This window comes from Pseudoalteromonas galatheae, assembly GCF_005886105.2.
GTDB lineage: Bacteria > Pseudomonadota > Gammaproteobacteria > Enterobacterales > Alteromonadaceae > Pseudoalteromonas > Pseudoalteromonas galatheae.
In genome coordinates this window covers 3,820,001-3,843,716 of sequence record NZ_PNCO02000001.1, presented here as the reverse complement: position 1 = coordinate 3,843,716, position 23,716 = coordinate 3,820,001, and the positions used below count along the sequence as shown (strand labels likewise).

At 44.6% G+C, this 23,716-nt stretch carries 26 protein-coding genes, 2 tRNA genes and 3 rRNA genes (1 of these 31 only partly in view); 20 read left to right on the top strand and 11 right to left on the bottom strand.

Annotated features, from left to right (window positions below):
• Nucleotides 1–6: 6 nt before the first annotated feature.
• The 3 genes from folM to folX are packed head-to-tail and all read left to right on the top strand — an operon-like array spanning nt 7 to nt 1,654.
• Nucleotides 7–723: a dihydromonapterin reductase gene (gene folM, locus CWC29_RS17105; RefSeq protein WP_128725287.1), complete on the top strand. Its 717-nt coding sequence runs from the start codon at nt 7–9 to the stop codon at nt 721–723.
• A 6-nt stretch (nt 724–729) separates the two neighbouring features.
• Nucleotides 730–1,284, top strand: a complete 555-nt coding sequence (gene folE, locus CWC29_RS17100; RefSeq protein WP_128725288.1) for a GTP cyclohydrolase I FolE — start codon at nt 730–732, stop codon at nt 1,282–1,284.
• A 7-nt stretch (nt 1,285–1,291) separates the two neighbouring features.
• Nucleotides 1,292–1,654, top strand: coding sequence for a dihydroneopterin triphosphate 2'-epimerase (gene folX / locus CWC29_RS17095; RefSeq protein ID WP_128725289.1), 363 nt, complete (start codon nt 1,292–1,294; stop codon nt 1,652–1,654).
• 39 nt (nt 1,655–1,693) lie between these two features.
• On the opposite strand, the gene CWC29_RS17090 is transcribed toward folX, so the two are convergent.
• Nucleotides 1,694–2,122, bottom strand: coding sequence for a YqaA family protein (locus CWC29_RS17090; protein WP_138523350.1), 429 nt, complete (start codon nt 2,120–2,122; stop codon nt 1,694–1,696).
• A 106-nt stretch (nt 2,123–2,228) separates the two neighbouring features.
• On the opposite strand from CWC29_RS17090, the gene CWC29_RS17085 reads away from it, so the two are divergent.
• The 3 genes from CWC29_RS17085 (at nt 2,229) to CWC29_RS17075 (ending at nt 3,766) form a co-directional block, all read left to right on the top strand.
• The gene (locus CWC29_RS17085) at nt 2,229–2,741 is read left to right on the top strand and encodes a TlpA family protein disulfide reductase (RefSeq protein WP_138523352.1); all 513 of its coding nucleotides are present in this window, start codon (nt 2,229–2,231) and stop codon (nt 2,739–2,741) included.
• A gap of 12 nt (nt 2,742–2,753) precedes the next feature.
• Nucleotides 2,754–3,218, top strand: coding sequence for a DUF2721 domain-containing protein (locus CWC29_RS17080; protein WP_017219384.1), 465 nt, complete (start codon nt 2,754–2,756; stop codon nt 3,216–3,218).
• Between the two features lie 101 nt (nt 3,219–3,319).
• Complete coding sequence (locus CWC29_RS17075; RefSeq protein WP_095727085.1) at nt 3,320–3,766, top strand: c-type cytochrome; 447 nt, start codon at nt 3,320–3,322, stop codon at nt 3,764–3,766.
• Nucleotides 3,767–3,955: 189 nt separating this feature from the next.
• On the opposite strand, the gene CWC29_RS17070 is transcribed toward CWC29_RS17075, so the two are convergent.
• Nucleotides 3,956–4,141 carry a PA3496 family putative envelope integrity protein gene (locus CWC29_RS17070; RefSeq protein ID WP_010604204.1) on the bottom strand — a complete coding sequence of 62 codons (186 nt, stop codon included), beginning with the start codon at nt 4,139–4,141 and terminating at the stop codon, nt 3,956–3,958.
• 287 nt (nt 4,142–4,428) lie between these two features.
• Between CWC29_RS17070 and CWC29_RS17065 the strand changes: the two genes are divergently transcribed.
• Nucleotides 4,429–5,214 carry a DUF2884 family protein gene (locus CWC29_RS17065; RefSeq protein ID WP_138523354.1) on the top strand — a complete coding sequence of 262 codons (786 nt, stop codon included), beginning with the start codon at nt 4,429–4,431 and terminating at the stop codon, nt 5,212–5,214.
• Nucleotides 5,215–5,253: 39 nt separating this feature from the next.
• Here the strand turns inward: CWC29_RS17065 and CWC29_RS17060 are convergent, their stop codons facing one another.
• The gene (locus CWC29_RS17060) at nt 5,254–6,813 is read right to left on the bottom strand and encodes an aminotransferase-like domain-containing protein (protein WP_138523356.1); all 1,560 of its coding nucleotides are present in this window, start codon (nt 6,811–6,813) and stop codon (nt 5,254–5,256) included.
• On the opposite strand from CWC29_RS17060, the gene CWC29_RS17055 reads away from it, so the two are divergent.
• Complete coding sequence (locus CWC29_RS17055; RefSeq protein ID WP_138523358.1) at nt 6,812–7,726, top strand: DMT family transporter; 915 nt, start codon at nt 6,812–6,814, stop codon at nt 7,724–7,726. The genes CWC29_RS17060 and CWC29_RS17055 overlap by 2 nt on opposite strands.
• 41 nt (nt 7,727–7,767) lie before the next feature.
• On the opposite strand, the gene CWC29_RS17050 is transcribed toward CWC29_RS17055, so the two are convergent.
• Nucleotides 7,768–8,610 (bottom strand): diacylglycerol/lipid kinase family protein, encoded by an 843-nt coding sequence (locus CWC29_RS17050; protein WP_128725295.1) that lies wholly within the window; start codon nt 8,608–8,610, stop codon nt 7,768–7,770.
• A 286-nt stretch (nt 8,611–8,896) separates the two neighbouring features.
• Between CWC29_RS17050 and CWC29_RS17045 the strand changes: the two genes are divergently transcribed.
• From CWC29_RS17045 to CWC29_RS17030, 4 genes are all read left to right on the top strand, one after another.
• Nucleotides 8,897–9,043: a hypothetical protein gene (locus tag CWC29_RS17045; RefSeq protein WP_017219379.1), complete on the top strand. Its 147-nt coding sequence runs from the start codon at nt 8,897–8,899 to the stop codon at nt 9,041–9,043.
• Between the two features lie 225 nt (nt 9,044–9,268).
• Nucleotides 9,269–9,359: transfer RNA gene (locus tag CWC29_RS17040), tRNA-Ser, on the top strand.
• A gap of 18 nt (nt 9,360–9,377) precedes the next feature.
• A tRNA-Ser gene (locus CWC29_RS17035) sits at nt 9,378–9,470 on the top strand.
• A gap of 127 nt (nt 9,471–9,597) precedes the next feature.
• Nucleotides 9,598–10,347: an MBL fold metallo-hydrolase gene (locus tag CWC29_RS17030; RefSeq protein ID WP_128725296.1), complete on the top strand. Its 750-nt coding sequence runs from the start codon at nt 9,598–9,600 to the stop codon at nt 10,345–10,347.
• Here CWC29_RS17030 and CWC29_RS17025 read toward each other — a convergent pair.
• Both CWC29_RS17025 and CWC29_RS17020 read right to left on the bottom strand, forming a co-directional pair.
• Nucleotides 10,344–11,456: an aminotransferase class V-fold PLP-dependent enzyme gene (locus CWC29_RS17025; RefSeq protein WP_138524892.1), complete on the bottom strand. Its 1,113-nt coding sequence runs from the start codon at nt 11,454–11,456 to the stop codon at nt 10,344–10,346. The genes CWC29_RS17030 and CWC29_RS17025 overlap by 4 nt on opposite strands.
• Nucleotides 11,443–12,630, bottom strand: coding sequence for a PrnB family protein (locus CWC29_RS17020; RefSeq protein WP_128725298.1), 1,188 nt, complete (start codon nt 12,628–12,630; stop codon nt 11,443–11,445). The genes CWC29_RS17025 and CWC29_RS17020 overlap by 14 nt, the downstream gene beginning before the upstream one ends.
• 116 nt (nt 12,631–12,746) lie before the next feature.
• On the opposite strand from CWC29_RS17020, the gene CWC29_RS17015 reads away from it, so the two are divergent.
• The 3 genes from CWC29_RS17015 (at nt 12,747) to CWC29_RS17005 (ending at nt 15,675) form a co-directional block, all read left to right on the top strand.
• A complete protein-coding gene (locus CWC29_RS17015) occupies nt 12,747–13,214 on the top strand; it encodes an Lrp/AsnC family transcriptional regulator (protein ID WP_128725299.1) in 468 nt (155 codons plus the stop codon).
• Between the two features lie 63 nt (nt 13,215–13,277).
• Nucleotides 13,278–14,552, top strand: a complete 1,275-nt coding sequence (locus CWC29_RS17010; protein WP_138524890.1) for an alpha/beta hydrolase — start codon at nt 13,278–13,280, stop codon at nt 14,550–14,552.
• Nucleotides 14,545–15,675: a GNAT family N-acetyltransferase gene (locus CWC29_RS17005; protein ID WP_138524888.1), complete on the top strand. Its 1,131-nt coding sequence runs from the start codon at nt 14,545–14,547 to the stop codon at nt 15,673–15,675. Before CWC29_RS17010 ends, CWC29_RS17005 begins: the two co-directional genes overlap by 8 nt.
• Here CWC29_RS17005 and CWC29_RS17000 read toward each other — a convergent pair.
• Nucleotides 15,655–16,245: a DUF938 domain-containing protein gene (locus tag CWC29_RS17000; protein ID WP_138524886.1), complete on the bottom strand. Its 591-nt coding sequence runs from the start codon at nt 16,243–16,245 to the stop codon at nt 15,655–15,657. The two genes, CWC29_RS17005 and CWC29_RS17000, sit on opposite strands and share 21 nt — an antisense overlap.
• A 166-nt stretch (nt 16,246–16,411) precedes the next feature.
• Between CWC29_RS17000 and CWC29_RS16995 the strand changes: the two genes are divergently transcribed.
• From CWC29_RS16995 to CWC29_RS16975, 5 genes are all read left to right on the top strand, one after another.
• A complete protein-coding gene (locus CWC29_RS16995; RefSeq protein WP_128725303.1) occupies nt 16,412–16,594 on the top strand; it encodes a hypothetical protein in 183 nt (60 codons plus the stop codon).
• A gap of 115 nt (nt 16,595–16,709) precedes the next feature.
• Nucleotides 16,710–17,120 (top strand): hypothetical protein, encoded by a 411-nt coding sequence (locus CWC29_RS16990; protein ID WP_128725304.1) that lies wholly within the window; start codon nt 16,710–16,712, stop codon nt 17,118–17,120.
• 8 nt (nt 17,121–17,128) lie between these two features.
• Nucleotides 17,129–18,505 (top strand): class II fumarate hydratase, encoded by a 1,377-nt coding sequence (locus CWC29_RS16985; protein ID WP_138524884.1) that lies wholly within the window; start codon nt 17,129–17,131, stop codon nt 18,503–18,505.
• A gap of 107 nt (nt 18,506–18,612) precedes the next feature.
• Nucleotides 18,613–19,113, top strand: coding sequence for a hypothetical protein (locus CWC29_RS16980; protein ID WP_138524882.1), 501 nt, complete (start codon nt 18,613–18,615; stop codon nt 19,111–19,113).
• 8 nt (nt 19,114–19,121) lie between these two features.
• Entirely contained in the window at nt 19,122–19,502 is a 381-nt protein-coding gene (locus tag CWC29_RS16975; protein ID WP_128725307.1) for a hypothetical protein, read from the top strand.
• A 17-nt stretch (nt 19,503–19,519) separates the two neighbouring features.
• Here CWC29_RS16975 and CWC29_RS16970 read toward each other — a convergent pair whose 3' ends face one another.
• From CWC29_RS16970 to CWC29_RS16955, 4 genes are all read right to left on the bottom strand, one after another.
• Nucleotides 19,520–19,705 (bottom strand): hypothetical protein, encoded by a 186-nt coding sequence (locus CWC29_RS16970; RefSeq protein ID WP_128725308.1) that lies wholly within the window; start codon nt 19,703–19,705, stop codon nt 19,520–19,522.
• Nucleotides 19,706–20,231: 526 nt separating this feature from the next.
• Nucleotides 20,232–20,345, bottom strand: a 5S ribosomal RNA gene (gene rrf / locus CWC29_RS16965).
• A 188-nt stretch (nt 20,346–20,533) separates the two neighbouring features.
• Nucleotides 20,534–23,418 (bottom strand): 23S ribosomal RNA (locus CWC29_RS16960).
• 261 nt (nt 23,419–23,679) lie between these two features.
• Nucleotides 23,680–23,716: ribosomal RNA gene (locus tag CWC29_RS16955) — 16S ribosomal RNA — on the bottom strand (it continues 1,496 nt past the right edge of the window).
• The 16S, 23S and 5S rRNA genes sit together here, the layout of an rRNA operon.

Genomic DNA, 23,716 nt, shown 5'->3' with positions numbered 1-23,716 from the left:
TAACTTATGAGCCCAGCAGCTGCACCTATTTTAATTACTGGTGGCGCACAGCGCATTGGACTTGCTTTGGTGAAACACTTTCTCGCTAAACAGCAAGCCGTCATACTGACGTATCGCACCAGACACCAAATTATCGATGAACTAGAATCGCTAGGTGCCATTTGTATCAAGGCTGATTTTGACGAGCCAGAAGCAATCACGCAGCTCAACAATCAAATTCGTGCTCATACCAGCACCCTCAGTGCTATCATCCACAATGCATCGAGCTGGGATTGTGAAGCTAACAACCCTGATTTTTCAGCATTATTCGATAATATGATGCGGATCCACGCTAAAGTCCCTTATTTGATCAATCATGCCTTGAGCGATTTATTGACTGCCAACAATAACGTCAGTGATGTGATCCATATTACTGACTATGTAGTAGAAAAAGGCAGTCCAAAACACATTGCCTATGCCGCTAGTAAAGCTGCATTAGATAACTTAACTCGGTCATTTGCCGCTAAGTTTGCACCTAAAGTCAAAGTGAATAGCATCGCACCTTCTCTCATCATCTTTAATCAAGACGATAGTGATGAGTACAAGGCAAAAACTTTGAAAAAGTCTATTATGGGAATTGAGCCTGGTAGCAAAGAAGTTATCAATAGTGTCGATATGATACTCTCTAGCAACTATATGACAGGACGCACGGTACAAATCGACGGTGGCCGCCATTTGAGGTAACGCATTATGCAAGACAAATTACAACAGAGTTATAAAACGATTATTGAAGCCGTGGGTGAAGATGCAGACCGCGAAGGGTTATTAGACACACCAAAGCGCGCAGCGAAAGCGATGGAATATCTGACTCAGGGTTACCGTCAAACACTGGATGAAATCACCAATAACGCGGTATTCAGCTCGGATGCCGATGATATGGTGCTGGTCCAAGATATAGAATTGTACTCTATGTGTGAGCACCACCTTCTACCTTTCGTTGGTCGTTGCCACATTGCTTATATACCTAGCGGTAAAGTGCTTGGCTTATCTAAATTTGCCCGAATTGTTGATATGTTTGCCCGTCGATTTCAAATCCAAGAACAGCTAACTCATCAAATCGCCAAGGCCGTTGAGGAAGTCACTGGCGCAAAAGGCGTTGGCGTGATCGTTGAAGCCAAACATATGTGTATGATGATGCGTGGAGTTGAAAAACAAAACTCTAGCATGCGAACGTCAGTCATGCTTGGTAACTTTAGAAGCGACCCCAAAACCCGCAACGAGTTTTTACAGTTAGTGAAAGGATAAACACGCTATGTCGAATGCCATTATCAAGGTGACAAATTTAAGATTACGTACCTTTATTGGTTTTAATCCCGAAGAGCGGGAGAAAAAGCAAGATGTCGTGATCAATATTGAAATTCACTACCCAGCTGATACGGCATGTTTAGATCATGATAACGTGGCCCATGCGCTTAATTACAAAACGGTAACTAAAGCGGTCATCACGCGAGTAGAAGAAGGCCACTTTTTGTTACTTGAGAAGTTAGTGGCTGACATACTCGCTGAATGTCATCAACATCAAGACGTGACCTATGCAAAAGTCACCGTAGATAAGCCACACGCTTTGCGTTTCGCTGACTCAGTGTCGCTCACACTTGATTGGCACAGGAACTAAGCGAGCTGACACTGGTAGTTCCCTCCTTGCCTTCAGAGCTTATGAAGCCACCTGAAGAGCAAGGTAGATCACTAGAGCATAACGGGTACCTTTACCGAGCGCGACTAACACAAAAAACCACCCAAAAGAGGTCCGCAAAGATCCAGCGACCACAGTTAAAGGATCACCGACTATGGGCAGCCAAGCAAATAGCAATGAAAACTTACCGTAACGATTAAACAACCCACAAGCCTTATCGTACTGCTTTTGAGAAACTGGAAACCAGCGCCTATCCCGCCATTTAACGATAAACCAACCAAGATAATAGTTAATACAGCTACCAAGTAAATTTCCCGCTGTAGCGGCCAGCCATAACCAAACCAGTCCGCCCTGTTGTTTCGCAACAAGCCCACTCAGTGCTAGCTCAGACGACGCAGGTAATAGGGTTGCAGCAATAAAAGCAAGCCCAAATAAAGAAAGGTAAATCATATCTACGGCTACAAGAAATTGGACTTTAAGAAATCATCTAAGTGGGGCAATATACTGAAATGCGTGCAAGACTTCAAAAACACTGACACGGCAACAAGGAATAGACATGAAAACAACAATAAAAATGTTACTACTCAGTACTGTACTCACTTCCGGATTAAGTGGCTGTAAAGCCTCAAACGAGGCGCTACCACAAGCAGCTGATGACTATCAGACCTACATCCATACCGGTGACATCTTCAAGCACTTGCAATTTACGGATATAAAAAACCAAACCATTCGGTTCGATACTAAACACAAAAAACTCGTAATTTTATTCGCGACGTGGTGCTCTGATTCGCAGCGTCTATTGAGCGAACTAAAACAATCGGAACTACTCACCCAAGCAGATTTAACCATCGTTGCCATCGGCCGAGAAGAAAATAACACTACGCTTGAGCAATTCAACGAAGCCATGCAATTGCCCATACATCTTGTTGCCGATCCCAATCGAGATATTTACAACACGTATGCCAACAAAGGCATTCCAAGAGTCATCTTGCTTGATGAGCATAACCAAGTGATGCAAACCCTCATCGGTGAGCAACCCAACACTTTATCAAAACTAAACTGGAATTAACGAGGTAACTATATGAATCCAGAAGTCGTTAGCATTCTCACGATGGCCAAAGTTATCCAAACCGCCGTTGCCCCTGTATTTTTAATTACGGGTATTGCTGCGACCTTAGGAGTGCTATCAAACCGTTTAGCACGGATCACAGATAGAGCTCGTTTACTTGACCGAAAGATCAATACCACGCAAGATGAAGAGCTAAAAATGCACTTTAGTCGAGAAATGCGTGCACTGCTAAAACGGTCTCGCTTTATTCACGTTGCATTTAGCATGAGTGTACTCAGTGCGTTGCTTGTATGTGCAGTGGTTATGCTACTGTTCATGTCACACTTGTACAGTATGCCATTAGGCATTACTTTATCGTCTTGTTTTATCGCCGCTATGGTGCTGCTCATTGGCGCATTTGTCTCTTTGCTTGGAGAAATCTTTTTAGCCACCCGCAGTATGCGCAGGGGTATGATATTCAAAGACATAGAGAGCTGACTATTTAAAACTAGCTGCCTCCGTCACAGGGCACTAATCGCAGTTATTTGATTATATTTGTAATTTACATTGAAAATAGGGAAAAATATTAGGGGTTTACTATGAAGAAACTACTTACCGTCACACTATTTAGCTGCCTTGCCGCGACAGCGCAAGCTAACACCATGTTTGAATCAGCTGAAGATGCGATTGAATATCGCAAAGCATCTTTTCAATTGATCCGTTTCCAGATTGGTAATATGGGCGACATGCTAAAAGGCAAAGTGCCATTTGATGCTGAAGTATTTAAACAACGTGCTCACAATGCTGCGCAATTATCGCAAATGCCTTGGGAAGCATTCATTGACGGTTCTGACAAAGGCAACACTGATGCTCTACCAGCCGTTTGGTCAAACAGAGCTGAGTTCGATGGCAAAGCCAAGCAATTTGCCGAGTATGCTCAAGCACTGGCTGTTGCAGCTGACTCTGGCGACAAAAAGCTGATTGCTTCTGCATTTAAAGATTGGGCAAAAGGCTGTAAAGACTGCCATAAATCTTTTAAAGATTAATACCAATCGTATAAAAACAAAACAGCCGCATATTTGCGGCTGCTTACTATCTGAATATTTCGTCACTTGTTTAGTGAACACCAACAACGCAGTAACTCAGACAATGCACCTAGTAACCCATAGCCCTGCTTAATCACATAGCCAAATTGAATTACTGTCAGTGCTAGACTGGTAGATGACGTCTAGTGATCAATCATCAATATAGTCGAAATCATCATCGCCTAGATTTCTACGTAGGCGTTTTTGCTCTAAGTAGTCGTCTAGCTTTCTTTTGACTTTACGCTTTTGCTTGTCATGTTGGTTACGACCCAACTTTTCAAATTCATCGTCTGCAAAATCATCATCAAGCGCATCGTAAGAGAATGTCTTACCCACAACTTACTCCAAAATAAAATAGTCATTAATAAAATGAGAGCCATCTCTCAAGATCACTATTTAGCGCTAAATTGTCATTCTGAAAAGTGAGAGTTTCTTATCCTTACAATAAAAATTTTTTATTGCTAATTCTTTTTGATAAAAATAACTATATTTTAGTCAATTCCGTCACTTTTTGAGCACATAAGTTTTCAATTAAAAAACATAAAGCATTGATCTTAATACAACTAATATTTGGCATTGTTCTTGATACAAAAAGCATGTAACTGAGCCAATAAGGATCGACCATGAATAAAATTTTACTACTAACAGCAGCAACGATGATGACAGCCACTGTCGCTGCACACGAAAAAAATAACATCACGTTTAGCGGTGACAATTGTGAAGTAGAATTTCAAAATGACGTTAGGATCACGCCTGATAACTTGGTGATCACAACAGCCAAAAACAAAACAGCTGAGATCAACAACCTTGGCGAACTGACACTCAATGGCGAGCGCATTGCACTCGATACGCAGCAAAAAACGATGCTCACGCAATATGGTGATGAACTAAGAGGCCGCCTACCACAAGTGGCTGATATTGCTTTTGAAGGCATAAAATTAGCGGGCGTTGCCCTTAATGAAGTAGCGCAAACCTTTAATTTAACCAGTTTAGATAGTATTCATGCAGTGATCGATGACCTCGAAACGGAAGTGCAAAATACGTTTTATCAGCAAGGTGCATTCGTGATGGGCAAGCAGACCTTTGATGAGTTTGGCCAAAACTTCGATAGTCAGTTTGAAGAAAAAATCGAAACGGCAGTACAGGGAGCCATGATGCAATCGATAGGTAGCTTATTGGTTGCAATTGGCAACGAAATGTCGGATGCAAACGGTGATATAAGCAGCTTTGAACAACGGATGGAAAACTTCGCAACGCAAATTGAAACTAAGGTCGAACAACAAGCAGAATCTATTGAGAAAAAAGCAGATGCACTGTGTGGCGACTTTGAACAAATAGCGAAAAACGAGGCCATTGTCGCAAAGTCTATCCCTGCCATGTCAGAGTACCAACTGTTTAAATTTAAATAATCCGACGTTGGCATAACTTACAATTTAATTAAGGGTACGTTATGCCAACCCTTTTCTTTGTGCATCGGCCAACTCACCCAGGGTTTTAATCGCTTGCTCTACCGAATTCCCCCAAGGCAAGCCATAACTGATACGTATACAATTTTGATATTTTTTGCTGGCACTAAATAGCGTACCAGGCGTAATACTGATCCCACACACCAAAGCTCTTTGGAACAGCAAGGCTCCGTCAACATGCTTACCTAAGTCTAGCCACAGCACACAACCACCTTGCGGGCGGCTGACTCTTACCTCACTACCAAATGCGGCATTCACCGCTTGGATCATGCGATCTCGATTCTCAATTAACCGTTTACGAACCAACTTTAAATGGCGCTCATAACCCCCTGAGCTGAGAAAGTCCGCCAGAGCCCATTGATTCATTAAAGATGACGAGCAGCTCAACGCACGTTTTATGCGCTTTGCTTTTGCACTAAATTGACTGGCAACCATCCAGCCCACTCGATAGCTAGGTGCAGCGGTTTTTGAGAATGAGGCACATGTGATCACTAAGCCCTTTTGACTAAATGCTTGTGCTGGTATGCCACGCTGCTCGGTAAAATATAAATCGCCATACACATCGTCTTCTATCAACACCACGCCACGTTGCTCTAATAGTGCCACCAGCTGCGCACGTCTCGTATCTGGCATAAAACTACCGAGCGGATTACTAATACTGGTAGAAAACACGCAAGCTCGAATATCATGTTTTTCAAGCGCACGCTCAAGGTCGCTCAGCCAAATGCCGTCATCCGGACAAACAGGGATTTCGATGGCCTTTAGTCCCAAGTTTTCAGCCAGTTCAACAATGCCAAAATAACAAGGAGATTCAATCGCTATCACGTCTCCAGGCTTAGTTACCGCTTGTAACGCAATCGCTAATGCTTCTTGCGCGCCATTGGTGATCACCACTTCATCCATGTCTATTGCTAAGCCCATATCCAAATAACGCCGCACGATTTGCTTTTTTAAGCTATCTAAACCATCCATAGGACCATAATTGATGAGCTCATTCCCAGCTTCTTTCATTACACGGCGCATAATTTTGGCAAGTACTTGCTCAGTACCAGCGATGGCAATGGGGTTAGCGATACCTAAAGGGATTGCATGTGGCTGATGGATCCCATTATAGACTTGTTCAATCAACGCCTGCTTGTTAACCACTACGGGTTTGGCGGGTAATCTCGCACGCTTTGGCGAGTCGTTGTGCGAAGCTCTTTGGCATAAAAAGTAGCCTGACTTTTCTTTGGCAACCACTTTTCCTTGGTCTTCAAGTGCTTGATAGGCCTGCTTTACCGTTGGAATACTGACATTTAAGTTTTGCGCCATAACACGCAATGAAGGAAGCTTTTCGCCCGGTAAAATGGACTCTTGTTCTGCCATCGACAAGATCATTTGGATCACCTGCTGATAGAGAAAGGCGGAATGTTGGCGTTGAATAACGGTACTCATAAGCAATAATCTGTATAGGTATAAATTAGCAAACTCTGTATATAGCTTATACAGAATAACAGCGTAAACTACAGACTTCCACTGCTGTTTAAATCTAGAGCCGATCATGAAAAATCTATTTCTTTATGCCATCACTGTGTTGATTTGGGGATCAACATGGCTTGCCATTGAATATCAACTTGGCAGTATCAACGAGTTTGTGTCACTGTTTTACCGCTTTGGTCTCGCCGCGATTTGTATGTGGGCATTTGTTATCTATAAGCGTGTGCCAATGCGCTTTTCCCGCCAAGATCACGGCTTTTTTATCCTCTTAGCGCTATGTAATTTTGGTGCCAACTATCTCTTCTTATATTGGGCTCAGGCACATCTAACGTCAGCGATGGCATCAATTGCGTTTTCATTATTATTGGTCGTTAACATTGTCAATACTAAGTTATTTTTTGCCAAACCTATTGCAAAACGAATTTACTTTGGTGCGTCATTGGGCACGCTTGGGATAGTCAGCTTGTTTTGGCACGATTTGGTCGCATTTGATTTGCAAAGCGAGGCCTTCTTGGGATTATCATTAGCTTTATTAGGAACAGTGGTCGCATCACTCGGAAATATGGTGAGCGTACGCAATTCCAATCAGCAAATTGATGTTATGGCGGGAAATGCTTGGGGCATGCTTTACAGCGCTGTCATGTTAGCAACCTATGTCGCCTTGAGTGAACATCAGTTTATCAACCAAGCGCCGGCATCATATTGGTGGTCTCTGATTTACCTCAGCGTGTTTGGCACCGTTATTGCCTTTGGTTGTTATTTCTCACTACTCAAGAATATTGGGCCTGAGAAAGCGAGTTATTTGATAGTGTTATTTCCTTTTGTTGCCGTGGCATTGAGTACCTTATTTGAAGGCTTTGAGTGGCAGCAAAACACCTTTATTGGGTTTATTTTGGTCATCCTAGGTAATGCGATTGTACTCACACCTTTAGATCGCATCTACGCTTGGCTGTCCATTCGGTCCCCAGTTAGAAGTTGAAGTCTTACCAATGCTTTAGCTTCTTACTTTCCAGCGCCATTTTATAATGGCGCTTTTTTTATGCACAGCGCCCGGCGGCGACAGGTTATCGTTGCAGGCGTGCACCCAACAATCTCACCATCCGCCTCAATGTCATACCCCTCTTGTGCGATAAAAAGCTCAGTAATGCGGCTGTGATGCACATTTCTCGTGCCCATATGACGTTTCAGCAGCATATTGACAAATAATATCACTCGCTGCCAATGCGTTTGCGGCGTAAACCACAGCAGCTCTAACTGACCGTCATCAAGACAAGCCATTGGGGCGGGAGTTAACCCTGCCCCAAAGTGTTTGCCATTCGCAAGTAACAACATCATACCCTGCTCAGGCCATTTTTTGCTGCGATAGCGAATGAGCTTGGCAGTAAACAGCGACATTAGTCCCGCATAGGTATAGCTCAACTTTCCCAAACGTTTGGTTTGTCCTAGGTTATTCATCACATGCGCGTTAAAGCCAATCCCAGCAACATTGACAAACCAGCGTCCGTCCACTTTACCCAAATCAATACTTGTAAACTTGTCTGAAAATACAGCTGCTCGCCACTGTACTTTGGAATAATTAAACTGCCGAGCAAAATCGTTGCCAGTACCCGCTGGCAGCAGCGCAAGCGTGTTATCCCGTTCAGCAATGGCATTGGCGACTAGGTGCAAAGTGCCATCTCCCCCAATCACCACCACGCTAGCTCCCGCCGTCGCGGCTTGAGCAATTGCCTCCCTATCTGCGACAAAGTTTCCAGTGGTATTAAACCAAGTTGCTGTCAACTGCTGTTGTTTTAATTGTTGCTTTAACCATGCAATTTGCGCTTTCCCCTCAGCACCCGCTAAAGGGTTGACTACCACCAGCATAAAACCCCTTAAATACAAAAACTCAACTTATATGAATAAAAAACCAAAACTAAAACCCAAAATAAAAAGCAAAAACCACAAACACTTATAATAACTGGGGGTAAAGCCTAGTTAAGACAATCACAATTATGCATAACCATTCAAAAAAGCCATTAAAACAAAAATGAATAAAGCATTAATTCATTAGTTATTTTTATCCGAAAACATCAATTTTTATCGTTTTAAATTTAAACAAATTGCGGGCAAAATAACCTCGTTTTCAATCATAACTTATTAGGAGCCAGACATGCTTAATTCAGCTGCACCTTGCAGCCCATCACAAAACACGTTTAACCAAACACAACCAACTAAACAACGTCGTATCAATTGGACGAAGTGGTTGGCAGTATGTGGTCAACACTTAGCGTTAAAAGACGTGATTATGTATAAGTAAGTCTGCACAGAGCATGGCGCCCCAACCCGCCATGCTCTCGTCAGCATTTGTTTCAATAGACCATAAAAGCACCTATTCAACCAGCACTTTTGTACAAAACCTCTTCGACAAACCGCTAATTTCTAGCACAATTTTAAAAAAAACCTCACTTTTAGAACGTTTTTTAAGCAAACAGTTTAAAAACGGTTTACAGCGCCTAAATCGCTAAGTATTATCTTTGCCCATGGAGAGATGGCTGAGTGGTTGAAAGCACCGGTCTTGAAAACCGGCATACGTTAATAGCGTATCTAGGGTTCAAATCCCTATCTCTCCGCCATTTTTAAAGTATTGCGTCGGAGAGGTGGCCGAGTGGCTGAAGGCGCTCCCCTGCTAAGGGAGTATAGGGTTTGTAGCCCTATCGAGGGTTCGAATCCCTCCTTCTCCGCCATCACTTATAAGAAAACCGCTTAATTGCGGTTTTTTTATGTCTGCGATTTATCACTGCCATACACAACTGGTCAGATGTCTTTATCCTATGCTATGTTGAGATCTGATTGGGGAAATGAGTGTGACGAATGAAAATCCATGTCTTAGAAGGTTATATTCAACATATTTATCTGGTCGAGCACGAAACGGATCTGCTATTACTCGATGGTTGCTGTCGTGCCGATGTTGAGTTGGTCTGCAACTACATCCTGCAATTGCAAAAACCATTAAGCGCACTAAAGCTGATTGTGGTCACGCATATGCACCCAGATCATGCCGGTGGCGCGCACAAACTCAAAAAACTCACGGGCGCAAAGATTGCGACCGCAAATGCCCCCAGTCAGTGGTATCGAGGTATTGATGGTGTCATGATGCATCTCTCCGATATGGCGCTGGCACTTTGGGTTGCTGGGCGAAAGCGCAAGGCCAAACGTAACCTTTGGTATCCAAGACAATTATCACCAGATTTTTTCCTAGCTGATGGTGATAGCTTACCCTACTTTAACGAATGGCAAGCGATACACACACCCGGTCATACGGATAGAGATTTGAGTTTGTATCATCTCCCCAGTAAGCGCATCTATGTGGCGGATTTGACGGTAAAAGTGAAAGGACAATTTGTTGCGCCTTTTCCGGTATTCTATCCACGCTTGTATCGCCAATCTCTTGCCAAAGTAAAGGCACTAAAACCCCACTCCGTGATTTTGGCACACCAAGGAGAGGTACTTGCTGAAGAAATTGATTTTAACGCATTGATAGCGCACGCGCCCAAGCAGCCAATGACACATTGGCGCTCGGTGAAGAAGAAGACCAAAAAAGCACTAGGATTAGGAAGCTAGCTTTCGTTTATAACCTGCACCAACCGCGCAATGTCCTCCTGACTATTGTAAATATGTGGTGAGACGCGAATACCGTAGCGACGATTATCCACAGCAATGCCTGCACGCTTAAGCTGCTCCATCACTGCCTCATGCCGCGAGCCAAAATGCAAAATAGCGGTCCCAGAGCAAGCACTCTGTGCTGTAGGAGAGCGATAAAATTCAGGTAATGCCGCTTGTAACTCAGACAACAAAGCAAAGTTGTACGCTCTTACTTGCTCAACCCCGAGCTCAGCAAAATAGCCAAGGCTATGCCCCGCATAGATATAAGGTGCCACACTTGGTGTACCGCCCCAAAAACGCAGCGCACTTTCACTCAGCGCAAAATGATGAATATCAAACTCGAATGGATTTTGATGTGAAAACCAGCCAACGTCTTTTGGTTCGCAATAAGGCAAAACATCCTCATTCACCCAGATAAAACCGGCGCCAGGGCCACCGCAGCTCCATTTCACACAAGAGCCTATAACGCAATCCGCGCCCCATTCGCTTAAATTTATTGGTAATACACTAAGTGACTGAGCGATATCAATAATGCTTCTACAGCCGTATTGGTTAGCAAGGCCAATGATGTCGGCGACAGGGGCTTGCTGACCGCTATTCGAATAAACATGACTGACAAATACCCAGTCAATTTGCTCGTCAATATATTGCTGCCACACGCTAAGGTCGTGCATATTCATCGCTTCGGGAATATAAACAATCTCAATATTGTCCAGCGCGTTTTGTAACGCAAACCCCATGCTGGGGAAGTCTTGCTCACTCATTAACACGCGCACTTTGCGAATGCCACTTTCGGGTAAACTCATCGCCCACTTCGTTAAACCACTGGAAAGATTTGCTTGCGGACAAAACAAGCGAGGATCAGTGTGTAATAGGGAGGCTAAGGACGAAGTAAAACGATCAATACCGCTTAGCCACTGCTGCCAAGGCTCCTGGTTTTGTAGTTGCCACGGCACCATAAATTGCTGATGAAAATCTTCCGCTGCAGATTTCAACATACAACCAACAGAATGACTCAATAAATAGGGACCCGTAGACAGGTGAAAATCATCCTTATATTGCTTCATGCTTAATCCCTATTGCTTGGCGTAATCGTTTTAAGTCGTGATGCCGAGTAAAGATATCATCGCGCTCGGCAGCGGCTCGCCTATCTCTTAAGTCTGCGAGTTCTTTGAGTAAGACTTCAATCGGTGGACCACTGGCGGTCACTTTGCTTAAGTGCTGTTGCTGCATTGCTTGCGAAGGTTTGGCGATATACTTTTCGACGAGTTGATTGTGATGTTGTATGGCCGTATCTCCATGCAGCTTACACACTTGTACAAACAAACTACAGGCGGGGCCAAACCAATCACTTTTCGGCCCTTTCAATGCACTCAGAAACGCATCCATTAAATTAGGCGTGCGCATGCATTCCCGCAAGGTTGCTTGGTCTTCTGGCATCATATAGAGGAATTTTTCCACCAGCATTTGACCATAGCTAATATCATTAGCTGGGCATAACCCCAACATCATATCGATAACATTGATACCCGCAAAATCTCCAGCGTTTGCACCACGATAGACCTCTTTACCAACTCGGTAAGGTTTGTAATAGGGTCGTACAACGTAAAAGAATGCCTCGGTATCTAGCTCCTTAAATAACTCTCGATTAGACTCTATCACCTCAAGCAGCGCTTGCTTAACTTGTTTGAGTAGCACCAATGACATGGGATGAGAAATTCCCAAATGATGCACTTTCATTAACGATTCAGACGCACGTTTATAGGCAAGAATGGCCTGCGTATTGTAGTCGATGAATAAGCGCTCTGCCGGATGAGAAGTAAAGCGCTTATACACGCCGTTGATTGCGCGGTTATGTGTGGTGAGATGAGCCGTTGCGAAGCGCGGCGTAACCCCCAAAGAGGCACCAATATGCATGGCTAGTGCCGATGCTTGCGTTAGTGGAGACACCTTTTCACGGCTTGGCTCGGTAATTTCGTGGCGTCTGCATGCAGCCATAAATAGACCAACGTTACCGAGTAAGTCGAATGCTTGCTCAAAGCCTTCGTCGGTATTGCCTTCTTCTAGCAAGGCTTGGATCAGTTGATTACCTTCTTCTAATAACTGTGCTTTTAGCGTTTCACCAACGCCTTCAACATTTGCTTTATCCTGTTGCTGCCAATAAAGATGTTCAAGCTTGTCGTTAAGGTCAACAAACGGACCTCTAATCCAAGCGTCAAATTGTACGGCTAATGGACTCATGATTACTTCTCGTGATTATTCCACAGTTAAGGCTAGCAAATCACCACGAGCATAATTTGCCAATTTTCTCTAAAAGTTTAATACTGATTAGCAAGAATCACTCTTTTATTTGGTTTATGTCGGTAAATCTAGATGCCAAGGACAAATTGCTCCTTAACGCCTTGCAACATAATGCACGTTTGAGTAATGCCTCACTTGCCGAAAAGGCAAACCTTTCCGATACTCCCTGTCTTCGACGCGTAAAACGCTTGCAAGATACAGGAGTAATTTCAGGCTATCATGCGGCACTGGATAGAGCGCAAGTTGACCTAAGTATTTTGGTTTATGCATTTATAAAACTCAGTGAAAATACCGCAACTGCAGCGCATTTATTTGAACAACACGTGGAATCTGAAGATCAGGTGATCAGCTGTTCAGTGATCTCCGGAAGTTATGATTACCTACTGGAAATCGTAGCAAAGGATTTGCCCAGCTATGAACAATTTGCCAAACATCAACTGGGGGCCTGTAAGGTAATTAGCGGGATTGAATCAACGATTGTACTAAAGCAAACTTTTGCAAAACGCATATTACCGATCCGCTAACCATTTTTATCGTCATCTGTTCTCGCTATACTGCATGTGATTTTATGCTCATAAGGACCGACAATGCGCCACTACCTTACCTCCACAGTATTTGCTTTTAGCCTGCTTGCCTCACCTTTGGTCATCGCACAAGACTGTGTTACCCAAGTGAGTGATATGTCGCTATTCACGAAGAGCAAAAAGTCGGGATTATTCCGCGATGCAATCGATAAAGGCCCCGTCACAGTCGATGTAGGGAATATAAAAAACTATAACGATTATATTCGTTCGACCAAGCAACTTATTGAAAGCCGCAACCCCCGCGCCACACTGCCATGCCCCTTAATAACGCCTATTGCAACATTACTCAACCTGACAACCCCCAAGGTAAGTGACTTAATCGCGCCATTTTCACTTGAGCATGACAACAAAGATCAAGCCATTTTACTTATCCATGGTCTGACCGATTCTCCTTTTACTTTTCACTACCTTGCGGCAGCACTCTATGAAGCAGGATACAATGTCAGAACCATGTTACTGCCAGGCCACGCGACTGCACCAAGCGATTTAACCGAAGTTGATATTGACGATTGGCAAACCCACACGGATTATGCCATCGCACAGACGAGCCAAGATTTTACGCATTTTTCCGTGCTTGGTTACTCCACTGGTGCTGCCTTGGTGCTAAGTAGCATAGCGAAGCACAAGCCTAATAATTTAGGCTCTGTTGCACTTATCTCACCCGCTACGGAGCCACATAATAAGAACGGTTGGCTAGCCAAATGGATTGATTACGTGCCATTTGTCAATTGGATAGATGAAGACGCAGATTTGGATTTCGCCAAATATGAATCTTTCCCATGGCATGGCGCAACGTTAGCCCATCAAGCTATGGCGCCACTCAAATCACTCACCACTTTGCCAGATGTACCGATGTTTATCAGCTATAGCGATGTCGATACCACCATAGACAATCACGCAACGGCAAAGCTGCTAGAAAAGTGGCAACCTAAATCAACATTGACCCAATTTATCTACTCGGAAACACTATCGACTAAGCAAGGAGTGGAGTATCGGAGTGTGAAAGCCGACAATATTATCGATATGTCTCATATTGGTATTTTGCAACCACCTGAACATATTTTTTACGGCCGCAAAGGGCCTTATCGTAACTGCACCAGTTACCACTTAGAAGACCAGGCCTTTATTAACTGCCGCACAGGTAAAACCGTCCATTTTGGCGAGCGTCACGAAAAAAGCATGACGCAATACGCTTCGCTTGCACGGATCACTTTTAACCCTGATTACAGTAACTTTGAGCAAGCACTGCTCGCATTTTTTGACGGCCACAATGACTGAGTACCAACATAGGTTTATTCATTCTCTAACTGAAGTGACAGAAGCACAGTGGGACTGTGTTTCACCATCACATGTATTTACGAGCTACGCTTGGCTACTTGCATTAGAGTTAAGCGGCTGCACCAGTAAAGAGACTGGCTGGATACCGCATCACCTAATGATTGAACGCCAAGGCGAGTTGGTTGCAATTTTGCCAGGTTATATTAAATCGCACTCTTATGGCGAGTACGTTTTTGATTGGGCTTTTGCTGAAGCCTACGAGCGCCATGGATTAGACTACTATCCTAAATGGCTGTGTGGCGTTCCCTTTACGCCAACTCAAGGGCCAAGAATATTAACTAAACGACTGTCTTCTTGCTTGCTTGAATATATTGACGCTACGCTCACGAGCCTCGCCCAACTGGGCATTAGTGGAGTCCATATTAACTTTTGTCGTGAAAGCGACTTTCTCACTCAGAGTCATTTAACGATGCGCCGCAATGTGCAATTTCATTGGCATAATCATGGTTACGCCAAGTTCGATGATTTTCTCGCACGACTCACATCAAGAAAGCGTAAAATGGTCATAAAAGAACGCCAAGCTGTGACCGCCCAAGGTATTAACATAAGTTGGACTGTTGGCAGAGAAATCAGCACAGCACAACTCGATGCGTTTTTTCTCAGTTACCAGCTCACCTACCTTAAACGATCGCGACACCACGGCTATCTCTCTCGCGACTTTTTTCAGCAAGTTATCACCTCGATGCCAGATAAGCTTCGTCTTTGCTGCGCTTACTTAAACCACGAAATTATCGCCACCAGTTTATATCTTGTGGATGGTGATACCTTGTATGGTCGCTATTGGGGCGCAATTGAGGATAGTTACGACTTTTTGCATTTTGAGCTGTGTTACTATCAAGGCATAGAGTACGCCATTGCGAATCAGCTTGCTGTCTTTGACGCAGGTGCTCAAGGCGAGCACAAGTTAGTGAGGGGTTTTGAACCGGTGTGGAGGCAATCGTATCACCGCTTATTTCAACCTGACTTTCAGCGAGCGCTTGAGGATTTTACCAAGCGCGAAGCTGACGCACTCGAGCATTACTTTACCGAGTGTCGAGCAAAACTACCGTTTAAACACCAATAAGCGATTATTAGCCGGCATCGCATAGTCTTGCTGTAGTGTAAGTCCTTGCTCTGCCGCAAGCGCCAATACCCATTCTTGATCGCGAATGCCACTCTCTTTGTCTTGTGACCTTAAATACGTATCAAACTCTCGGTTACTCTCGCTGGTAAATTCACCTTGATAATTAAAAGGCCCATAAACTATCAGGTAGCCGCTTTCTTTAAGGTGTCGTCCAACTCCTGCGATTAAGCGCTCAACGAGCGTTGATGACACAATGTGCAAAGTATTAGCAGTATAGATCACATCATAACGCTGATTAACAGGCCACGCATGGTGTAAGTCTAGCGCCAGTGGCGGTAAAACGTTTTCAAGTTCTGCATCATCAAGCCACGCTTGAATACCGGCGTGATTGACCTCTCGGTCCGCTGTCTGCCACGTTAAATGTGGTAACGTCGCAGCAAAGTGCACCGCATGCTGGCCCGTACCAGAGCCTATTTCTAGCACTTCCAAAGACTTGTTTAGATAAGGAGTGAGCTTTTCTAATATTGGCTGTTTATTGTTTTCACACGCTTGAGAGTAAGGTTTTGTCATCTCGTTTGCACTATTTTGATCGGTTTATGCGCCTCATTGAGGCAAGAATTTATCTCAATTGCAAGGCAAACAGCTAAAACTTCTACTAAGCAATTAAAATTAGAAAAGAAATTTATTTTGGTACAACTTCTGCTAAGTTTAAAGTGTACCAAGAGGAGAAGCGAGCATGAAAATTTCAGAGATCACCCAAATGCCAAGCCAACTTAAAAGCGAGGGACTCGTCCTGAAGAAGCGTAAAAATACCTTCACTAAAGGTCGCGCTTACCGACAAGAAGTCGCCAACCTAATGCAACTCGAAGAACAAGAGAAAGAGCATTCAGAGCAGCAATATCTCCTCGGCTATAATTAACTCAATCACTCTTTTTAAATTCATTTCAGACTCATAGTGGGCTGCTATGGTGAATGCTAAACAAATTGATTGGCAATGCAAATACTAAAGCTTGAATTGCCAAACAAACGATGTAATGATAACCATTATCATTACATCGTTTGGTTTTGTATTCATGCAGCTAGCTACTTTATTACAGACTTACCGTGCGAAGCTTAATCGCCACTGCCAGCGACCACAACTTGAAGCACCACTCTTGGTTGCGGAATATATTGCGGCAGGCATAGGCATGGCGAAATGGTACGAGCGCCATAATAACCCGCTGCTGCAAGAGCTTTATCTTAAAAATACATTGTCCGAACTGTTAGAACAGATTGCCGATCCACTCGTTGATACAGCCATACGTAAACAATGCATGGATCAATTATTTAAACCTTTGCTGGCATTAAAACGGTTTTATAAACAGCACCATACTTCGTCACAGCAATTTCTGAAGCTCCAGCGAGATGCGTGCCAAACCTGCCAACAGTTTAACCCTTTTTATTAGGAGCAACGATGACTACATTTCGTCAAGAATCCGATAGTATGGGAACATTAGATGTTCCTGAGCATGCGCTCTACAAGGCGCAAACACAGCGCGCTGTAAATAACTTTCCTATTAGCGGGATCACAATGCCAACTAGCTTTATCAAAGCATTGGCCTATATCAAACAAGCTGCAGCAGAAACCAATCAATCCCTTGGCCATCTATCAAGTGATAAAGCAAAAGCAATTGTGAGTGCATGTCAGCAGCTAATTGATGGCAAACACTTAGACCAATTCCCTGTAGATGTCTTTCAGACTGGTTCTGGTACCAGTTCCAATATGAATGCCAACGAAGTGATAGCTACGTTGGCTACTGAATTAAGCGGCGTAGCAATTCATCCTAATGATGACGTTAATATGGGCCAAAGCTCAAACGATGTGATCCCAACAGCGATTCACGTGAGTAGTGCAATCACAGCAGTGTATGACCTTCTGCCAGCACTAAAACACTTATCTCGTAGTATTGAACAAAAAGCAGAGCAAGTTGGTCATCATGTCAAAACTGGCCGGACGCACTTGATGGATGCAATGCCGGTGACCTTTGCACAAACATTAAGTGGCTGGCAGGCGCAGGTGGATAACGCTTGTCAGGGCATTGTTCATTCCTTAGAAAAGGTTTACGAGTTAGGTCAAGGTGGAACAGCGGTAGGCACAGGTATTAATGCCGATCCACAGTTCGCAAAATTATTTAGCCAAAACCTGAGCACTAACATCGGGATCCGTTTCAGTAAAGGTAGCAACTTTTTCTATCACATCGGTTCACAAGACGCGATTGTGGGCCTTTCTGGCCAACTTAAAACCTTTGCAGTAGCACAAATGAAGATAGCTAACGACTTACGCTGGATGAATTCAGGACCGCTTGCTGGCCTAGGTGAAATCGAGCTTGAGGCGCTACAACCCGGCTCTTCAATCATGCCAGGTAAAGTAAACCCCGTTATTCCAGAAGCGGCAGCAATGGCCAGTGCTCAAGTCATCGGTAATGACGCAACGATTAGTGTTGCGGGCCAGTCAGGCAATTTCGAGCTGAATGTTATGCTGCCATTGATTGCATTAAATATTTTGCAAAGTATTGAGATCCTCTCGAATACCTCGAGGCTACTTGCAGACAAAGCTATTTCAAGCTTTAAAGTGAATGAGCAGAATATTCAAAAGGCGCTCGCTAAAAACCCGATTTTAGTTACCGCGTTAAATCCTGTGATCGGGTATGAAAAAGCAGCACAAATTGCCAAGCTTGCTTACAAAGAAGGACGTCCAATTATTGAGGTCGCTGCTGAGCAAACCGATCTGAGTGAACACGAGCTCCAATCATTACTCGATCCGCAAAAACTCACCAAAGGCGGTTTATAACGCTGTCGTTCACAGCCTGCAATCACATATAGTGTATGCAGGCTGCAGAACTTGCTATTCCTTAAAGACTTGCGTAGTTTAATTAGCAAACATTAGGAGAGCATATAATGAATAAGATGATCCCCACTTTACTCGCAACCTTTTTGCTGTTTGGCTGCCAAGAAGAGGTAACTAAAAAAGAAACCACTGAACAAAAAGCGCAGGAAACCAAACCTGTAAGCGAAAAGCACACTGAAATTAAAGAATCAAAAGAAGCAAGCTTACCTATTCAACAAGAGGGTAAAAAGCTCGACATCTCTGATATCAAAGCCCATAAACAATCATTGGAAAACGTCGTGGCCGACAAAAGCTGTGATAACGATACCCAGTGTAAAGTCATTGCCGTTGGCGATCGCGCCTGTGGCGGCCCTTCCTCTTATCAGGTTTATTCAACTAAATCAGCAGATGAGGCACAAGTAAAACAATTAGCGGAGCAAATTACTACATTAGAGCGCGCCTATAATATGCAAAATCAAATGATGAGTATCTGTCAGCATTTAATTGAACCCGCAACGCAATGCGTTGAAAATAAGTGTGTTAAACTAGAAAATAGTCGTCCTACATACTAGAGGCAATAATGAAGTTAGCTATTTCTCTCGCCTGCATCGGCACACTAATTGCAGCATTATCAGGCTGTGAAATGACGCCAAGCGATGCCACAAGTCGCTCTAATACTGCGCATACACTCACCGAGATAAGAGCACATTTAGGCTGTGATGCAAGCTACCAGTGTAAAGTAATTGGGGTAGGTGAACGATTAACCTGTGGTGGACCAAGGGAATATCTGATCTATTCAACGAAGCATACTGATGAGCAAGATGTAGAAACTGTCGTTAGCGCTATTACAGAGCAAGAAAAGCTGAATAACAAAGAAAAAGCACCAGCGGTTAGTTGTGAACCTGTGATGCCAATACAAACACTATGTATTGCGCATACCTGTCAGGCAGTACCTCTATAAACTAGTGAGCCTTCAGGTCATCGAACAAGCTCATTGATCACTGAGATCACCATCACTAAAACCGCACAAATACTCGCGTTAACAATATACTTCACTTCAAGCCTCTTCTTAATCCAATAGCTATACATAAAACGAATTAAGTAAGTGGCTGAAGTGCCAAACAATGCAAATATTACCAACAGTGCAATTAAATGAAATGACACGCTAAGGCCCCTGTTTTTAACCCATCATATCGTTAATTAACCTTTCCTTATAGCCCTTATTGCATAAAACCATATAGCTGCCTCATGCTCTCAAATACTCGGCGGGTAAACCGTCTCCAGCCATACTGCTCAGTGCTGATGTGGTGGTAGGAGCGAGTTCACCTCGCGATCTTTAATAAGGCCCTAGCTCGCTACGAAGAAGGATGTTTTATTCTTTTTGTTTGGGAAGCCTAATAGCTCGGCGGGTAAACCACCTCCGACCATGCAGCTCAGTACTGATGCGGTGGTAGGAGCGAGTTCACCTCGCGATCTTTAATAAGGCCCTGGCTCGCTACGAACTAGGATGTTTTACTCTCTTTGTTTGGGGAGCCCAACAGCTCGGTGGGTAAACCACCTCCGACCACACTGGTCAGTGCTGATGCTGTGGTAGGAGCGAGTTTACCTCGCGAGGTTTTATATCTCAAATCTCTATGCCCCAAACAGCAAAAAACCCGTCGCATTGCTGCAACGGGTTTCTTTAATAAGGCCCTGACGATGTTCTACTTTCACATGGGAAGCCCACACTATCATCGACGCTGTTTTGTTTCACTTCTGAGTTCGGCATGGGGTCAGGTGGTTCCAAAACGCTATGGTCATCAGGAAATCTGGGTGCAAATGTCTAATGACATCGTGCCTCGCACGAGCATTCCATTTGCGCAAGGTGAACCGATTTCGCGATACCGCTGAGGTTGGTCACCTTGTTTAATTCTTAAATCTGGAAAAAGCTTATTAAATTCTTTTGTCTACTTCAGTCTATTAACTTCTGTCACTAAACCACTTTGGCGTTGTATGGTTAAGCCTCACGGGTAATTAGTACGAGTTAGCTTAATGCCTCACAGCACTTCCACATCTCGCCTATCAACGTTGTAGTCTTCAACGGCCCTTCAGTTGACTCTAAGTCAAAGTGAGAACTCATCTCGAGGCCTGCTTCCCGCTTAGATGCTTTCAGCGGTTATCAGTTCCGAACGTAGCTACCGGGCAATGCAATTGGCATCACAACCCGAACACCAGCGGTTCGTCCACTCCGGTCCTCTCGTACTAGGAGCAGCCCCTCTCAATTCTCAAACGCCCACGGCAGATAGGGACCGAACTGTCTCACGACGTTCTAAACCCAGCTCGCGTACCACTTTAAATGGCGAACAGCCATACCCTTGGGACCGACTTCAGCCCCAGGATGTGATGAGCCGACATCGAGGTGCCAAACACCGCCGTCGATATGAACTCTTGGGCGGTATCAGCCTGTTATCCCCGGAGTACCTTTTATCCGTTGAGCGATGGCCCTTCCATTCAGAACCACCGGATCACTATGACCTACTTTCGTACCTGCTCGACGTGTCTGTCTCGCAGTTAAGCTTGCTTCTACCATTACACTAACCGTACGATGTCCGACCGTACTTAGCAAACCTTCGTGCTCCTCCGTTACTCTTTGGGAGGAGACCGCCCCAGTCAAACTACCCACCAGGCACTGTCCTCAACCCCGGTTCAGGGGCCTAAGTTAGAACATCAACACTACAAGGGTGGTATTTCAAGGTCGGCTCCACAGAAACTAGCGTTCCTGCTTCAAAGCCTCCCACCTATCCTACACATGTAGGGTCAATGTTCAGTGCCAAGCTGTAGTAAAGGTTCACGGGGTCTTTCCGTCTAGCCGCGGGTACACAGCATCTTCACTGCGATTTCAATTTCACTGAGTCTCGGGTGGAGACAGCGTGGCCATGGTTACACCATTCGTGCAGGTCGGAACTTACCCGACAAGGAATTTCGCTACCTTAGGACCGTTATAGTTACGGCCGCCGTTTACCGGGGCTTCGATCAAGAGCTTCGCCTAAGCTAACCCCATCAATTAACCTTCCGGCACCGGGCAGGTGTCACACCGTATACGTCATCTTACGATTTTGCACAGTGCTGTGTTTTTAATAAACAGTCCCAGCCACCTGGTCACTGCGGCTCTCGTTTGCTTACAGAGCAAGTCTTTCACAAACAAGAGCGTACCTTCTCCCGAAGTTACGGTACAATTTTGCCTAGTTCCTTCACCCGAGTTCTCTCAAGCGCCTTAGTATTCTCTACCTGACCACCTGTGTCGGTTTAGGGTACGATTCAGTATGAACTGAAGCTTAGAGGCTTTTCCTGGAAGTAGGGCATCAACAACTTCACCACCTTAGTGGCTCGTCTCGACTCTCAGCCTTAGCAACCCGGATTTTCCTAAGTCACCAGCCTACAGCCTTTCACATGGACAACCAACGCCATGCTTGCCTAGCCTGCTCCGTCCCCCCATCGCATTCATACCAAGTACGGGAATATTAACCCGTTTCCCATCGACTACGCTCTTCAGCCTCGCCTTAGGGGTCGACTCACCCTACCCTGATTAACATGGGATAGGAACCCTTGGTCTTCCGGCGGAGGAGTTTTTCACTCCTCTTGTCGTTACTCATGTCAGCATTCGCACTTCTGATATGTCCAGCATGCCTCCCGGCACACCTTCAGCCACTTACAGAACGCTCCCCTACCCCGCATACTTACGTACGCAGCCGTAGCTTCGGTGGTATGTTTAGCCCCGTTACATCTTCCGCGCAGGCCGACTCGACTAGTGAGCTATTACGCTTTCTTTAAAGGGTGGCTGCTTCTAAGCCAACCTCCTAGCTGTTTTAGCCTTCCCACATCGTTTCCCACTTAACATACACTTTGGGACCTTAGCTGACGGTCTGGGTTGTTTCCCTCTCCACGACGGACGTTAGCACCCGCCGTGTGTCTCCCGGATAGTACTTTACGGTATTCGGAGTTTGCAAAGGGTTGGTAAGTCGGGATGACCCCCTAGCCTTAACAGTGCTCTACCCCCGTAAGTATTCGTCCGAGGCTCTACCTAAATAGATTTCGGGGAGAACCAGCTATCTCCCGGTTTGATTAGCCTTTCACTCCTAGCCACAGGTCATCCCCTAACTTTTCAACGTTAGTGGGTTCGGTCCTCCAGTTGATGTTACTCAACCTTCAACCTGCCCATGGCTAGATCACCGGGTTTCGGGTCTATACCCTGCAACTTAAGCGCCCAGTTAAGACTCGCTTTCGCTACGGCTCCCCTAAACGGTTAACCTCGCTACAGAATATAAGTCGCTGACCCATTATACAAAAGGTACGCAGTCACCCAACAAGTAGGCTCCTACTGCTTGTACGTACACGGTTTCAGGTTCTATTTCACTCCCCTCACAGGGGTTCTTTTCGCCTTTCCCTCACGGTACTGGTTCACTATCGGTCAGTTGGGAGTATTTAGCCTTGGAGGATGGTCCCCCCATATTCAGTCAAAGTTTCACGTGCTCCGACCTACTCGATTTCACTTTAGATAAGTTTTTGTGTACGGGACTATCACCCTGTTTCGTCATGCTTTCCAGCATGTTCCACTAACTACACTAAAGCTTAAGGGCTGCTCCGATTTCGCTCGCCGCTACTTTCGGAATCTCGGTTGATTTCTTTTCCTACGGGTACTTAGATGTTTCAGTTCTCCGCGTTCGCCTCGTTAACCTATGTATTCAGTTAACGATACCTGCAAGCAGGTGGGTTTCCCCATTCGGAAATCCTAGTCTCAAGCGCCTCTTACTGGCTTGACTAGGCTTATCGCAAGTTAGTACGTCCTTCATCGCCTCCAACTGCCAAGGCATCCACCGTGTACGCTTAGTCACTTAACCATACAACCCAAAATGGTTTGTATCGTCAAAGACAGTTTAACTTCGCCAGAAGTTAATATTGAATACTAAAGTAGACGCTAATTAATCATCGAAATGATTAATCGGCATTTTCTTTCGAAAACTCGATAAATAACTTTATGTTATCTATCAGAATTTAATTTTTCAGCTTTTCCAAATTTTTAAAGAGCAATATCACTTAGCCATCAGGCCAAGCAACAATCATCTGTGTGGACACTTCGAACAAATAAGTTCTAAATCGTATAAGGAGGTGATCCAGCCCCAGGTTCCCCTAGGGCTA

Excerpts from the sequence above, each read along its gene's own strand:
- folM (WP_128725287.1), top strand. The coding sequence starts at position 7 with ATGAGCCCAGCAGCTGCACCTATTTTAATTACTGGTGGCGCACAGCGC.
- folE (WP_128725288.1), top strand. The coding sequence starts at position 730 with ATGCAAGACAAATTACAACAGAGTTATAAAACGATTATTGAAGCCGTG.
- folX (WP_128725289.1), top strand. The coding sequence starts at position 1,292 with ATGTCGAATGCCATTATCAAGGTGACAAATTTAAGATTACGTACCTTT.
- CWC29_RS17090 (WP_138523350.1), bottom strand. The coding sequence starts at position 2,122 with ATGATTTACCTTTCTTTATTTGGGCTTGCTTTTATTGCTGCAACCCTA.
- CWC29_RS17085 (WP_138523352.1), top strand. The coding sequence starts at position 2,229 with ATGAAAACAACAATAAAAATGTTACTACTCAGTACTGTACTCACTTCC.
- CWC29_RS17080 (WP_017219384.1), top strand. The coding sequence starts at position 2,754 with ATGAATCCAGAAGTCGTTAGCATTCTCACGATGGCCAAAGTTATCCAA.
- CWC29_RS17075 (WP_095727085.1), top strand. The coding sequence starts at position 3,320 with ATGAAGAAACTACTTACCGTCACACTATTTAGCTGCCTTGCCGCGACA.
- CWC29_RS17065 (WP_138523354.1), top strand. The coding sequence starts at position 4,429 with ATGAATAAAATTTTACTACTAACAGCAGCAACGATGATGACAGCCACT.
- CWC29_RS17055 (WP_138523358.1), top strand. The coding sequence starts at position 6,812 with ATGAAAAATCTATTTCTTTATGCCATCACTGTGTTGATTTGGGGATCA.
- CWC29_RS17060 (WP_138523356.1), bottom strand. The coding sequence starts at position 6,813 with ATGATCGGCTCTAGATTTAAACAGCAGTGGAAGTCTGTAGTTTACGCT.
- CWC29_RS17050 (WP_128725295.1), bottom strand. The coding sequence starts at position 8,610 with ATGCTGGTGGTAGTCAACCCTTTAGCGGGTGCTGAGGGGAAAGCGCAA.
- CWC29_RS17045 (WP_017219379.1), top strand. The coding sequence starts at position 8,897 with ATGCTTAATTCAGCTGCACCTTGCAGCCCATCACAAAACACGTTTAAC.
- CWC29_RS17030 (WP_128725296.1), top strand. The coding sequence starts at position 9,598 with ATGAAAATCCATGTCTTAGAAGGTTATATTCAACATATTTATCTGGTC.
- CWC29_RS17025 (WP_138524892.1), bottom strand. The coding sequence starts at position 11,456 with ATGAAGCAATATAAGGATGATTTTCACCTGTCTACGGGTCCCTATTTA.
- CWC29_RS17020 (WP_128725298.1), bottom strand. The coding sequence starts at position 12,630 with ATGAGTCCATTAGCCGTACAATTTGACGCTTGGATTAGAGGTCCGTTT.
- CWC29_RS17015 (WP_128725299.1), top strand. The coding sequence starts at position 12,747 with ATGTCGGTAAATCTAGATGCCAAGGACAAATTGCTCCTTAACGCCTTG.
- CWC29_RS17010 (WP_138524890.1), top strand. The coding sequence starts at position 13,278 with ATGCGCCACTACCTTACCTCCACAGTATTTGCTTTTAGCCTGCTTGCC.
- CWC29_RS17005 (WP_138524888.1), top strand. The coding sequence starts at position 14,545 with ATGACTGAGTACCAACATAGGTTTATTCATTCTCTAACTGAAGTGACA.
- CWC29_RS17000 (WP_138524886.1), bottom strand. The coding sequence starts at position 16,245 with ATGACAAAACCTTACTCTCAAGCGTGTGAAAACAATAAACAGCCAATA.
- CWC29_RS16995 (WP_128725303.1), top strand. The coding sequence starts at position 16,412 with ATGAAAATTTCAGAGATCACCCAAATGCCAAGCCAACTTAAAAGCGAG.
- CWC29_RS16990 (WP_128725304.1), top strand. The coding sequence starts at position 16,710 with ATGATAACCATTATCATTACATCGTTTGGTTTTGTATTCATGCAGCTA.
- CWC29_RS16985 (WP_138524884.1), top strand. The coding sequence starts at position 17,129 with ATGACTACATTTCGTCAAGAATCCGATAGTATGGGAACATTAGATGTT.
- CWC29_RS16980 (WP_138524882.1), top strand. The coding sequence starts at position 18,613 with ATGAATAAGATGATCCCCACTTTACTCGCAACCTTTTTGCTGTTTGGC.
- CWC29_RS16975 (WP_128725307.1), top strand. The coding sequence starts at position 19,122 with ATGAAGTTAGCTATTTCTCTCGCCTGCATCGGCACACTAATTGCAGCA.